This window comes from Pseudomonas sp. B35(2017) (assembly GCF_002113645.1).
Classification (GTDB): Bacteria; Pseudomonadota; Gammaproteobacteria; order Pseudomonadales; family Pseudomonadaceae; genus Aquipseudomonas; species Aquipseudomonas ekonensis.
Genome location: NZ_NEIZ01000003.1, coordinates 16,215 through 29,148 on the forward strand (window position 1 = coordinate 16,215; position 12,934 = coordinate 29,148).

Annotated in this window: 11 protein-coding genes; 8 read left to right on the forward strand and 3 right to left on the reverse strand. The window is 65.0% G+C overall.

Annotated elements, in window-relative coordinates:
* Positions 1-98 precede the first annotated feature (98 nt).
* The 4 genes from thrC to CAG41_RS06640 all read left to right on the forward strand — a co-directional run bounded on the left by thrC (position 99) and on the right by CAG41_RS06640 (position 3,970).
* Complete coding sequence (thrC, locus tag CAG41_RS06625) at positions 99-1,508, forward strand: threonine synthase (RefSeq protein ID WP_085581249.1); 1,410 nt, start codon at positions 99-101, stop codon at positions 1,506-1,508.
* 122 nt (positions 1,509-1,630) lie between these two features.
* Positions 1,631-2,998: a transporter substrate-binding domain-containing protein gene (locus CAG41_RS06630; protein WP_085633981.1), complete on the forward strand. Its 1,368-nt coding sequence runs from the start codon at positions 1,631-1,633 to the stop codon at positions 2,996-2,998.
* Between the two features lie 119 nt (positions 2,999-3,117).
* Positions 3,118-3,525 (forward strand): response regulator, encoded by a 408-nt coding sequence (locus CAG41_RS06635; protein ID WP_085581254.1) that lies wholly within the window; start codon positions 3,118-3,120, stop codon positions 3,523-3,525.
* Between the two features lie 163 nt (positions 3,526-3,688).
* Positions 3,689-3,970, forward strand: a complete 282-nt coding sequence (locus CAG41_RS06640; RefSeq protein WP_085694431.1) for a DUF3509 domain-containing protein — start codon at positions 3,689-3,691, stop codon at positions 3,968-3,970.
* A gap of 174 nt (positions 3,971-4,144) precedes the next feature.
* Here the strand turns inward: CAG41_RS06640 and CAG41_RS06645 are convergent, their stop codons facing one another.
* Positions 4,145-5,038 carry a TIGR02285 family protein gene (locus CAG41_RS06645; RefSeq protein WP_085656074.1) on the reverse strand — a complete coding sequence of 298 codons (894 nt, stop codon included), beginning with the start codon at positions 5,036-5,038 and terminating at the stop codon, positions 4,145-4,147.
* A gap of 13 nt (positions 5,039-5,051) precedes the next feature.
* Positions 5,052-6,251, reverse strand: coding sequence for a CaiB/BaiF CoA-transferase family protein (locus tag CAG41_RS06650; protein ID WP_085656075.1), 1,200 nt, complete (start codon positions 6,249-6,251; stop codon positions 5,052-5,054).
* Positions 6,252-6,397: 146 nt separating this feature from the next.
* Here CAG41_RS06650 and CAG41_RS06655 point away from each other — a divergent pair, with 146 nt between their 5' ends.
* The 4 genes from CAG41_RS06655 (at position 6,398) to CAG41_RS06670 (ending at position 10,700) form a co-directional block, all read left to right on the forward strand.
* Complete coding sequence (locus CAG41_RS06655; RefSeq protein WP_085581262.1) at positions 6,398-6,940, forward strand: YaeQ family protein; 543 nt, start codon at positions 6,398-6,400, stop codon at positions 6,938-6,940.
* A 53-nt stretch (positions 6,941-6,993) separates the two neighbouring features.
* On the forward strand, positions 6,994-8,703 hold the full coding sequence (gene recJ / locus CAG41_RS06660; RefSeq protein ID WP_085581264.1) for a single-stranded-DNA-specific exonuclease RecJ: 1,710 nt from the start codon (positions 6,994-6,996) through the stop codon (positions 8,701-8,703).
* A 263-nt stretch (positions 8,704-8,966) separates the two neighbouring features.
* Positions 8,967-10,073 (forward strand): NADH:flavin oxidoreductase/NADH oxidase, encoded by a 1,107-nt coding sequence (locus CAG41_RS06665; RefSeq protein WP_085581266.1) that lies wholly within the window; start codon positions 8,967-8,969, stop codon positions 10,071-10,073.
* A 93-nt stretch (positions 10,074-10,166) separates the two neighbouring features.
* Positions 10,167-10,700: a GNAT family N-acetyltransferase gene (locus CAG41_RS06670; RefSeq protein WP_085706804.1), complete on the forward strand. Its 534-nt coding sequence runs from the start codon at positions 10,167-10,169 to the stop codon at positions 10,698-10,700.
* Between the two features lie 251 nt (positions 10,701-10,951).
* Here CAG41_RS06670 and CAG41_RS06675 read toward each other — a convergent pair whose 3' ends face one another.
* Positions 10,952-12,583, reverse strand: a complete 1,632-nt coding sequence (locus CAG41_RS06675) for a glucan biosynthesis protein D (RefSeq protein WP_085581270.1) — start codon at positions 12,581-12,583, stop codon at positions 10,952-10,954.
* Between the last annotated feature and the right edge of the window lie 351 nt (positions 12,584-12,934).

The following is a 12,934-nucleotide window of genomic DNA, read 5'->3' on the forward strand; positions in this document are numbered from 1 at the left end:
GGCAAGCGGCAAGTCGCAAGCGGCAAGTCAAAGGCAGTTCGGCTTTTCCTTGTTGCTTGCAGCTTGAAACTCGCGGCTCAAACCGAAGGTTTGAAAACATGCGTTATATAAGTACCCGCGGCCAGGCACCGGCCCTGAATTTCGAAGACGTCCTGCTGGCCGGCCTCGCCACCGACGGCGGCCTGTACGTCCCGGAAAACCTGCCACGCTTCACCCAGGAGGAAATCGCTTCCTGGGCCGGCCTGCCGTACCACGAGCTGGCTTTCCGCGTCATGCGGCCGTTCGTCACCGGCAGCATCGCCGACGCCGATTTCAAGAAGATCCTCGAAGAGACCTACGGTGCGTTCGCCCACAGCGCCGTCGCGCCGCTGCGTCAGCTGAACGGCAACGAGTGGGTGATGGAGCTGTTCCACGGCCCGACCCTGGCCTTCAAGGACTTCGCCCTGCAACTGCTCGGCCGCCTGCTCGATCACGTGCTGCAAAAGCGCGGCGAGCGCGTGGTGATCGTCGGCGCCACCTCCGGCGACACTGGTTCGGCCGCCATCGAAGGCTGCAAGCGCTGCGAGAACGTCGACATCTTCATCCTGCACCCGCACAACCGCGTGTCCGAAGTGCAGCGCCGGCAGATGACCACGATCCTGGGCGACAACATCCACAACATCGCCATCGAAGGCAACTTCGACGACTGCCAGGAGATGGTCAAGGCCAGCTTCGCCGACCAGGGCTTCCTCAAGGGCACGCGCCTGGTGGCGGTGAACTCGATCAACTGGGCGCGGATCATGGCCCAGATCGTCTACTACTTCCACGCGGCCCTGCAGTTGGGCGGACCGGCGCGTTCGGTGTCGTTCTCGGTGCCGACCGGCAACTTCGGCGACATCTTCGCCGGTTACCTGGCGCGCAACATGGGCCTGCCGATCAACCAGCTGATCGTCGCCACCAACCGCAACGACATCCTGCACCGCTTCATGAGCGGCAACCAGTACGTCAAGGAAACCCTGCACGCCACGCTGTCGCCGTCGATGGACATCATGGTGTCGTCGAACTTCGAACGCCTGCTGTTCGACCTGCACGGTCGCAACGGCGCCGCGATCGCCGGCCTGATGGACGCGTTCAAGCAGGGCGGTGGTTTCAGCGTTGAACAGGAACGCTGGACCGAGGCGCGCAAACTGTTCGATTCGCTGGCGGTGGACGATGCGCAGACCTGCGAGACCATCGCGCAAGTGTTCGAGCAGACCGGCGAAGTGCTGGACCCGCACACCGCCATCGGCGTCAAGGCCGCACGGGAATGCCGCCGCAGCCTGGACATTCCGATGGTGATCCTGGGCACGGCGCACCCGGTGAAGTTCCCGGATGCGGTGGAAAAAGCCGGTGTAGGAAAAGCTCTCGAACTGCCTGCACATCTTTCTGATTTGTTTGAAAGAGAAGAGCGCTGCACCGTCCTGCCGAACGAGCTGAAATCCGTGCAGGCCTTTGTCAGCCAGCATGGCAACCGCGGCAAGCCGCTGTAGGCCCGAAAAGCTGTCACATTTTGAAGCCCGTCCGATGACGGGCTTTTTCATTCCTGCGTGCCACACTGCCCGGGTTTTCGCCCCAGCAAAGGACGGGTGAGTCGATCACGAAGGAAGTGGCAATGCTGTTCTACAGAAAAATGATGTCGGCGCTCGGCAGCCTGTGCCTGATGGCGCTGCTGGCCGGGTGCCAGGAAGGGAAGGCGGCGCAGCTGGCCATGCACGAGGGGGGTGCTCCGCCGCCCGCCGCCCTTGAACTGGACCCCGCCGAGCGCCAGTGGATCCGCGATCATCCCGAAGTGGCGGTCGCGTCGGTGCAGTACCCGCTGTACCTGTTCCAGGACGAGCACGGTCACTGGAGCGGCTTGAACAACGATGTGCTCCAGCGCATCGGCGCGATGACCGGACTGGTGTTCGTCCATCGCGAATCGTTTTCCACCGAGCAGATGCTGGAGCGGCTGAAAAGCGGCGCGGCGGACATCAGCACGACACTGGCGATGAACGACGAGCGCAAGGCGTTCCTGGATTTCAGCCACGCCTTCGGCGGGGCGGGCTGGGTGTTTGTCGGAAAGGCCGGCGCGCCGCTGCTCACATCGCTGGAGCAGTTGGCCGGCCGGGTGCTGGTGTTGCCCGCCCGGCATGCCCTGGAGGAGGCGATCCGCCGGGAGTATCCGGCCATCCGGGTACGCTCGGTCAAGACCTACGCCGAAGCCAGGGCGCTGGTGGAGAGCGGAGAGGCGCATGCCACCATCGAGAACGAGATCGGCGCCCAACTGTACCCGTCGGGGCTGCTCAAGGTGGGCGGCGTCGTCGAGGGACGCTGGGAGGCGGATCACTTGGCGTTGCGCAAAGGCCAGCCCGAGCTGCGCGGTATTCTCAACAAGGCCCTGGAGGCCTTTCCCGCCCAAGAGCTGCGGGCCATCCGCCTGAGGTGGCTGGGCGGAATCGCGCCGCCGCCCAAGTCCGGCTTCTGCTATCCGCTCAGTTGGTGGGGATGCTGGCTCATGTTCTTCGTAGGCGTTTTCGGTGTGCTGTCGATGGTCTGGAACCGCCGGCTGAGCGCTGTGATCCGGCAGCGCCGGGACGTCGAGCGGCATCTGGGCGACCAATTGGCCTTTCAGCGGGCCTTGATCGATGCCATGCCCGATCCGGTATTCGTGCGGGATCCGGAAGGGCGCCTGGTCATGTGCAACAAGAGCTACGAGGAGAGCCTGTCGACCCGATTCGACCGGGTGCAGGGGCGCCGGCTGATCGACGTGGACACCTTGCCGGAATCCACCGCCCGGATGCTGCATGACGAATTCATGGCGCAGATGGGGTCGCGCAAGACCCGCTTCAGCAAACGCCGGCTGCTGTTCAAGGGCGGTCTGAGGGACATCTATCAATGGACTGTGCCGTTCTACGGCGTCGATGGCCAGTTGCGAGGCCTTGTGGGCGGCTGGACAGACATCAACCAGCGCAAGGCGGAGGGCGGGTCGGGATGCCCGTGAAAAACTAGGAAACGTCCTATAAAACGCGACCACTTTTCTGATGGGCGTCTGAAGGGGGGCTGCCCTAGAGTGGACGGCACATGCGGTGAGAGTCCGCGATTGTTGCCCGGAGGTCGTCCATGCGCGCACTCAAGATCCTGATACTCGAACACAATCCTTTCCGGTTGATGGCCCTGCACCAGATGCTCAACGCCGTCGGCATCTACGATGTGCTGACGGCACCGTCGCTCGCCTCGGCGCTCCGTTCGCTCAAGTGTCGGGGCCCGGTCGACATCGCCATCTGCGATCCGCAGCTCAAGGGCGGCGACGGCCTGGCGCTGATCCGCCACCTCGCGGTCGAGAAGCGGGCGCGGGGGCTGATACAGCTGGGCAATGTCGCGCCGAGCCTGTCGGCGGACCTCGACGCGCTGTTCAAGGCCCACGAACTCGTCTTGTTGGGGCGGTTGCAGTCGCCGGTGTCGGCGGTGCTGATGCGGGGGCTGCTGGACCGTTACCTCCAAACGGCAAGGCAATCGGCGAGCGCCTGAGCGGGCGGTTATGTTCCTGTCATCTTCGCCGCGCATGCTCTGATGCATTGACGATGCGCAGGTCCGGAGGTTCTGCCGGCAGAACTTTCTTCCCGGATCGCGGGTCATTCACGGTGTACACGCCCAAGGCACTTCGCTGCCGGACGAACGAGTGGAGATCCATATGGAAAGTATCAGTCTTTTGCTGGGCGAGGCGCTGAGCCCCTATCAGGTGACGGTAACGCCGAGCGGTCAGAACGGCGATTGCCAGGTGACGCTGCAGAACCCCGAGGGCACCGTCGTGCTGAAGCGCGGATTCAACCGGGCTCAGTTGGGCGACAGGCGCCAGCTCACGGACGTCGTCGACGGCCTGCACCGCGACCTGCTGATCGCCGAAGGGCGGTTGGAGCCCTGCGTCATCGCAGCCTTGCGCAATGCTGGCGGGGTTCGTCCTCCGGCGATCTGAGCGCCTAGGCAATTTTGTGGGAACCTTCCTGCGTTCCTGTCAGTCAGACCCCATGTCAGCAGGATCAAGCATTGTGCTCCGGTGCTTGTCGCCTGCTGTCACGAGGCTTTGTTGAAGGCCACGTTTGACCCCGAGATGGCTCCCCACTTCTCGGGGTTTCTTTTTGCCCGCCGTTCAGGGTGCCGACTGCTGCCGGAAGAACAGCCGTGCCTGCTCCAGGTAGTCTTCGCGCCTGTCAGGATCCAGCCAGTCGGCGTACAACCGGTTCAGGTGCTCATGGGGGAGGGTTCGCAGTAACTGGTCGATCTCGGCGATCGCCTGCCGGCCCTGGGTGGTGTCGGTGCAGCCGACGTGGCTCGACAGGTACTTGTCCGCGCCGAGGATCGGAAAGAACAGCAGTTCGTCTTCGTCGATGCCGGCCTGGCGGGCCTGGTAGCGGATTTCCGGCCAGTAGCCCAGCACCACCTGCAACCGGCCCAGGCGCTGCATGGACAGCAGGCTGCTCACGGCATCGTTGCCGTAATGCGGGGTCAGGGCATTGGCCGGAGCCTGCCGCAGCAGGGTGTCGAGGTAATCGCCATAGCTGCGCTCGGCCACCACGCCGACCTTCCTCTCGCCGCTGGCCAGCAGTGCCGTCAGGTCGACTGCGCCGTCGGCCAGGAACGGCGTCAGCACCTCGCGGTCCCGGCGCCGAACCACCAGACCGTTGCTGACCGCCCGGACGGCCGGTATGGAGAAGGCGATCCACTGTGCCCGCTCCTTGTTCCAGAGCATCGAGGGGTCGCACGCGAAGGGGTGCTCATGCAGCATCTGCAGGCCGCGGGCGCGGTTGACCCGCATCAGCGTGTGTTCGTACTGCGGCATGCCGGCGATCAGCATCGGCATCAATTGATCGATCACGCCCTGGCCCTTCTTCGGGCCTTCGAAGATGGTCAGCGGCGGCAGGTCGCGCAACAGCCAGATCAACGTGGGCTTGGCCTGGGCCCACGCCGGGAGCGCCAGCAGGAAAAGCAGGCCGAACAACCGCCACGTCCACCAGTGGCGGGCGCGGTTGTGCGTTCGGTTCATCCGGGGCTTCAGCTTAAATGGCTCCGTCTTCGCGCAGCCGGGCGATCCGTTCGTCGTCGTAGCCAAGACCCTTGAGCACCTGTGCGTTGTGTTCACCCAACTGCGGCCCGACCCATTCGGCGGTGCCGGGCGTTTCAGACAGTTTCGGCACGATGCCCGGCATCTTGAAAGGCTTGCCGTCCGGCAGGCGGGCCTGCAGGAACATTTCCCGGGCCAGGTACTGCGGATCGCTGAACATGTCTTCGGCGCTGAAGATGCGGCTGGCGGGGACCTCGGCCTCGTTCAGCTTCTCCAGCACCTGGGCCAGCGGCAGTGAATTGACCCAGCGGTCGATCACGCCGTACAGCTCGTCGCGGCGGCTGTCGCGGCCGTCGTTGCTGGCCAGCGTCGGGTCGTCGGCCAGGTCGTCGCGGCCGATGATCTGCATGAAGCGCTTGAAGATCGCATCGCCGTTGGCGCCGATCTGCACATGCTTGCCGTCGGCGCTGGTGTGGATCGACGAGGGGGTGATGCCGGGCATGATGTTGCCGGTGCGCTCGCGGATGAAGCCGAACACGTCGAATTCCGGCACCATGCTTTCCATCATGGCGAAGATCGCCTCGTACAGCGCCACATCGACCACCTGGCCGAGGCCGCCGTTGACCTCGCGGTGACGCAGGGCCATCAGGGCGCCGATCACGCCCCACAAGGCCGCGATCGAGTCGCCGATGGAGATGCCGGTGCGCACCGGCGGCCGGTCCTCGAAACCTGTGATGTAGCGCAGGCCGCCCATGGACTCGCCCACCGCGCCGAACCCCGGCTGATCCTTCATGGGGCCGGTCTGGCCGAAGCCGGACAGACGCACCATCACCAGTTTGGGGTTGAGCGCGTGCAGGGTGTCCCAGCCCAGGCCGAGTTTTTCCAGCACACCGGGACGGAAGTTCTCGATCAGGATGTCCGCCTCGCCCAGCAACTGCTTGAGGATCGCCAGGCCGTCCGGGTGCTTGAGGTTCAGGGTCAGGGACTGCTTGTTGCGCGCCTGGACGAACCACCACAGCGACGTGCCTTCATACAGCTTGCGCCACTTGCGCAGCGGATCGCCGCCGTCCGGCGATTCGACCTTGATCACGTCGGCGCCGAACTCGCCGCAGATGCGCGAGGCAAAGGGGCCGGCAATCAATGTACCCAACTCGATGACTTTCAGACCGCTGAGCGGTTTGCTGGAGAACGGCATGCTGAATCCTGTAGGACAAGGCGTGGCGGATACAGCGTTTTAACATAGCCGGCCGTCAGACGCGCAAGGTTGATCGCCATCAATTCGTGGATTGCCTGCGGCATCGGTTAGACTGGCCGACTTTCCACGTCTCAAGAAGCCCGTCCATGGCCCAGCCGTCCACCACCTACAAATTCGAACTGAACCTCACCGACCTCGACCGCAACGTCTACGAGAGCGTGAAGCAGACCATCGCCCGTCACCCTTCGGAAACCGAGGAACGCATGGCCGTTCGGCTGTTGGCCTACGCCCTCTGGTACAACGAGAACCTGTCGTTCGGCCGTGGTCTGTCGGACGTGGATGAAGCTGCGCTGTGGGAAAAGAGCCTGGACGACCGCATCCTGCACTGGATCGAAGTCGGCCAGCCAGACGCCGAGCGCCTGACCTGGTGCTCGCGCCGCACCGAACGCACCAGCCTGCTGGCCTACGGCAGCCTGCGCGTGTGGGAAGGCAAGGTGGTGCCGGCGGTCAAGACGCTGAAGAACGTCAACATCGCCGCCGTGCCGCAGGAGGCGCTGGAAGCCCTGGCCACCGACATGCCGCGTGCGATCAAGTGGGACGTGATGATCAGCGAGGGCACGGTGTTCGTGACCGACGACCGCGGTCAGCACGAAGTCCAGCTGACCTGGCTGCTCGGCGACCGCGGCTGAGGCCTTACCGCTTCGCAATTTCCCACACATTCAAGAGAAACAGCTGTCACCCCATGCGTATCGAACCTCGCCCGTTGCCTGAAACCCTGCCTTTTCTCGGTGATCTGCCGCCGCTGCTGACCCGTCTGTACGCGGCGCGGGGCGTGCAGTCCGAGTCGGAACTGGACAAGAGCCTGGCGCGGCTGATTCCGTTCCAGCAGCTCAAGGGCATCGATGCGGCGGTGGATCTGCTGGTGACGGCGCTGGACCTTCGGCAGCGGATCCTGATCGTCGGCGACTTCGACGCCGACGGCGCGACCGCCAGCACCGTGGGCGTGCTGGGCCTTCGTCTGTTGGGGGCGGCCCATGTGGATTACCTGGTGCCGAACCGTTTCGACTACGGCTACGGCCTGACCCCGGAAATCGTCGAGGTGGCCAAGACCCGCGAGCCGCACCTGCTGATCACGGTGGACAACGGCATCTCCAGCGTCGACGGTGTGGCGGCGGCGAAGCGGGCCGGGTTCAAGGTGCTGATCACCGATCACCACTTGCCCGGCGACGAGCTGCCGCAGGCCGACGCGCTGGTCAACCCGAACCAGCCCGGCTGCGAATTCCCGAGCAAGGCGCTGGCCGGGGTCGGGGTGATTTTCTATGTGCTGATGGCCTTGCGCGCACGCCTGCGCAGCCTCGGCCGCTACGACAGCCAGCCGCAGCCGAACATCGGCGAACTGCTGGACCTGGTGGCGCTGGGCAGCGTCGCCGACGTGGTGCCGCTGGACGCGAACAACCGGATCCTGGTGCACCAGGGGCTGGAGCGGATCCGCGTCGGGCGCGCGCGGCCGGGGATCAAGGCGATCCTGGAAGTGGCCAAGCGCGATGCGTCGCGCATCACCTCCACGGACCTTGGCTTCATCGTCGGCCCGCGTCTCAACGCGGCCGGCCGACTGGACGACATGAGCCTGGGCATCGAGTGCCTGCTGACCCAGGACGCCGCGCTGGCCCGGGAAATGGCCGCGCAGTTGGACGGCATGAACCAGGATCGCAAGTCCATCGAGCAGGGCATGCAGCGCGAAGCCATGGCCCAGCTCAAGGACCTGCCGGTGGAGTCGATGCCGTTCGGCCTGTGCCTGTTCGACCCGGAATGGCACCAAGGGGTGATCGGCATCCTCGCCTCGCGGATGAAGGAGCGCTACCACCGCCCGACCATCGCCTTCGCCGATGCCGGCGACGGTCTGCTCAAGGGCTCGGGCCGTTCGGTGCAGGGCTTTCACATCCGCGATGCCCTGAGCGTGGTTGCGGCGCAGCATCCGCACTTGATCACCAAGTACGGCGGCCACGCGATGGCGGCGGGCCTGACCTTGCCGCAGGAGCACTTTCCGCTGTTCGCCGAAGCGTTCGACGCGGAGGTGCGCCGACAGCTCCGTGAAGAGGACCTCACCGGGCGCCTGCTGTCGGACGGCACGCTGGCGGTGGAGGAGTTCCACCTGGAGCTGGCCCGCGCCTTGCGCCATGCCGGCCCCTGGGGGCAGCACTTCCCGGAGCCGCTGTTCCATGGCGTGTTCCAGTTGGTCGAGCAGCGGGTGGTCGGCGAGCGGCACCTCAAGGTGGTGCTCAAGAGCGAATGCGGTTCGGTGAAGCTGGACGGCATCGCGTTCGGCATCGACCGCGACATCTGGCCGAACCCGACCATCAAGTGGGTGGAACTGGCCTACAAGCTCGACCTCAACGAGTTCCGCGGCAATGAGACCGTGCAACTGATGATCGCCCACATCGAACCGCGTTAAGCCCAGCGCCAGCAGGCTGGCTCCCACAGCAACCGTGCCGTGCACAGGGTTGTGGGAGCGGCGGCCGGGCGGGGCGGCACCGAATCGCTCGCAACTCCGCCATCCTCCCCGGATGTCGTCTAGGCTCTAAACACTGCTTGATTGGCCTTGTGACGTCTTGTCGAGTTTTTTGCCCGCGGGGGCGGGTGCTGCATCCTTTCCTGTCACTCGTCGACTTTTCAAACAGAACCCTGGAGCCTGCCCACTGAATTGAGAGGTGCCCCATGAGTCTGCTGCTTGAGCCCTTTACCCTTCGCCAACTGACCTTGCCCAACCGCATCGCCGTGTCGCCGATGTGCCAGTACTCCAGCGTCGACGGCCTGGCCAACGACTGGCACCTGGTGCACCTCGGCAGCCGTGCGGTGGGCGGCGCCGGCCTGGTGTTCACCGAAGCCACGGCCGTCACCGCCGACGGCCGGATCACCGCGCAGGACCTCGGCCTGTGGAACGACGAGCAGATCGAACCCCTGCAACGCATCACCCGGTTCATCACCGCCCAGGGCGCCGTGGCCGGCATTCAGCTGGCCCATGCCGGGCGCAAGGCCAGCACCTTCCGCCCGTGGCTGGGTAAGCACGGCAGCGTCAAGCCGGCGGACGGCGGCTGGACGCCGGTGGGGCCGTCGCCGATCGCGTTCGACCCGCAGCACACCCAGCCCCGGCAACTCGATGAGGGGCAGATCGCCGAGGTCGTCCAGGCCTTCGTCGCGGCGGCCAAACGAGCGTTGGCGGCGGGGTTCAAGGTGGCCGAGGTGCATGCCGCCCATGGCTATCTGCTGCATCAGTTCCTGTCGCCGTTGAGCAACCAGCGCCGGGATCAGTACGGCGGCTCGTTCGAGAACCGTATCCGCCTGGTGCTGCAAGTCACCGAGGCCGTGCGCGCGGTGTGGCCGGAAGAGTTGCCGGTGTTTGTCCGGGTGTCGGCCACCGATTGGGTGGAGGACGGCTGGAACCCGGACGAAACCGTGGAGCTGGCGCGGCGCCTCAAGGCCCTGGGCGCCGATCTGGTCGATGTGTCGTCGGGCGGCACCGCCGCGAACGCCGAGATCCCCGTGGGGCCCGGCTACCAGACCCGGTTTGCCGAACGGGTGCGCAAGGAGTCGGGGATATCCACAGGCACCGTGGGCATGATCACCGAACCGGCCCAGGCCGAGCACATCCTGCGCACCTGTCAGGCCGACATCATCTTCCTCGCCCGCGAATTGCTGCGCGACCCGTACTGGCCGCTGCACGCCGACGACGACCTGGGCGGGCGCAAGGCGACCTGGCCGGCGCAGTACCAGCGCGCGACGCACCGCGACCAGCCGATCCACGAGTCTGACCTGCGGGATTGATCGCCGGTTCGCTCCGGCCTATAAAGACCCGCCGCAGGTACGGCGGGTTTTTTCTGGCCTGCCGAAACGTGAACACAAAGGATTGAGCCCCGCATGCTGAACGAACGCGCCTTGACCGAAGACGATCTGCCGCTGCTGGCGCTGATCGACCGCACCGAACTGATCGAACAGTGCTATCGCCTGGAGAACGGCGAACTGGTGCTGTACCCGGTGCACTACGACATGCGCGGCTGGCCGGAGGGCGAGGCGCAGCGCGATGCCGTGACGCTGACGGAATGCTTCAGGCGCGGCGGCTGGTTCTACGGGGTGTTCGACGGGCAGGTGCTGGTGGCGGCGGTGGTTGTGGATAACCGGGTCATCCGCAACGGGGACTTGCGCATGCGCCAGTTGAAGTTCCTGCACATCAGCCATGATTGGCGGGGGCGCGGGCTGGGGTCGCGGCTGTTTGCCCTGGCTTGCGGGCAAGGGCGGGAAACGGGGGCGCAGGCGCTGTACGTGTCGGCCACCGAGTCGCGCAATACCGTGGAGTTCTATCTGCGCCAGGGGTGTCGGCTGGTGAAGCGGCCGGATCCTGAACTGTTCGAGCTTGAGCCGCTGGACATTCACCTGTATCGCCCGCTGGACTGAGTCGGCTGTGAGGGCCCTATCGCGGGCAAGCCCGCTCCCACAGGTCATGTGGGAGCACAACAGGGGTGAGTATCCCCCGGTCACTGTGGGAGCAACTGTGTTGATCCTGCTCTGCGGAGCCTGGACTGCCGCCATCGCCAGCAGGCTGGCTCCCACAGGGATCCCGGTCGTGCGCAAAATCCCTGCACACCCAAAAAAGCCTGTGGGAGCGGGCTTGCCCGCGATGGCGCCGGTCAGGGCGCCGCAAAGCCTCAGGTGTACTTGCGCTTGTCCGGCGCCGGCGGGAAGTACTGGTACAGCCAGGTCTCGCTCAGCGTGCGGTCGTTGGTGCGGATGAACAGGCGCAGTTCCACCGGATCCACGCTGTCGTTGGTCGGGTACCAGTCGAACAGGATCCGGTAGCCCTTGATGTCGTCCAGCGCCAGCACGCTGAAGTCCTGCACCTTGCCGTTGGAGCAGGTCACCACCGGTTCGATCCCGGTGCCCTGTGGCAGGCGCTCCAGGCCGCCGCCGGTGAAGTCCACGGCGAAGCGGCGGGCCCAGACCTCAGGGTAATGCTCGCCCGGGGCCCAGCCCTCGGTGAAGCCGCCCATGCCGGAACGGGTGGCGTGCACCCGCGCCAGCGGCGTGCCGACCGGCGGCAGGGCGCTCCAGTAGAGTTTGTAGCCGTAGTTCAGCGAGTCGCCGGCGGCCACCGGTTTCTTCGGTGTCCAGAAGGCCACGATGTTGTCCATGGTCTCGCCGGTGGTCGGGATCTCCAGCAGATCGACCGAGCCTTCGCCCCAAGGGGTCGTCGGCTCGACCCACAGGCTCGGGCGACGGCTGTACCAGTCCACGGTGTCCTGGTAGTTGGCGAACTCGTGGTCGGTCTGCACCAGGCCGAAGCCTTTCGGATCCTTGTCGGAGAACGCGTTGAACTGCAGAGTCGCCGGGTTGTTCAGCGGACGGCAGATCCATTCGCCGTTGCCGCGCCACATGGCCAGGCGATCCGAGTCGTGGATCTGCGGGTGGATGGTGTCGCACATGCGCCGCTCGTGGGTGCCGCAGCTGAACATGCTGGTCATCGGCGCAATGCCCAGTTGGTCGATGGCGGTGCGGGCGTTGACGTGGGCGTCGACCTCCATCACCACGCGCTCGGCCTGGCAATCGATGTCGAAGCGGTAGGCGCCGGTGGCGCTCGGCGAATCGAGCAGGGCGTAGACCACGAAACGGGTGGCGTTCTGGTCAGGGGTCTCGAACCAGAATTTGGTGAAGTCAGGGAATTCTTCGCGCTTCTTGGCGTAGGTGTCGATGGCCAGGCCTCGGGCCGACAGGCCGTATTGGCCGGTGGCGTCCACCGCGCGGAAGTAGCTGGCGCCGAGGAACGACACCACGTCGTGGCGGTCCAGCTCCGGCGCCTTGAACAGCTTGAAGCCGGCGAAGCCCAGGTCGCCCTTGAGCTGCTGGGTGTCGACCGAGGTGTTCTCGTAGTTGAACAGCGACGGCCGGAAGTGCACCTCGCGGGCCATGCGGGTCTTGGTGTCGACGCTGTACATGCGCACCGGTTGACGGAAACCCATGCCGACGTGGAAGAACTGCACGTCGAGCTGCCCCTTGTTGTCCTTCCACAAAGAATGCTCGCCGTCGTAGCGGATGGCGTTGAAGTTCTGCGGGGTCATGGTCGCCAGGGTCGGCGGCAGCACTTGCTTGGTGTCCTGGTAGGCGCTGCTGGCCAGTTGCTTGGCCTGACGTTTGAGCGTCTCGAAATCGAAGGCCTGGGCCTCGCCGTCGGCGGCGCCGCTGCCGCTGGCGGCCCAGGCGCGGGCAGCCAACAGGCCGCTGGCGGAAAGGCCGGTGTAGGCCGCAATGGCCATGGACGCTTTGAGCAAATTCCTGCGGTGCATAAGTACAACCTGTCGTGGGCAATCCCGCGCCTTTCCTGGCACGTGCTGGATCAGAGATGAGGGTTCGGACAAGCCTTCGGCCAAACGCTGCGGACTATAAACAGATGCGCGCTAGCTTAAACCGTTCGCTTGAATTGCAAAATTCGTTGATAGCACGGCGCTAGCGTCTCAATGAAACAAGACGTTACGGTTAATTTATCCGACAGGGTTTTCTGATTTAGAGGGCATTTCTGCTTTTTTCGATTAATTACTCTAAAAACCGCTTTCCAGCGCCGATTAAATTTCTATCCTAGGGGCATGGCCGGCCACGATCCGTCGGGCCGGCGGGGGCTCAGATCGCTCCTGAAGGGA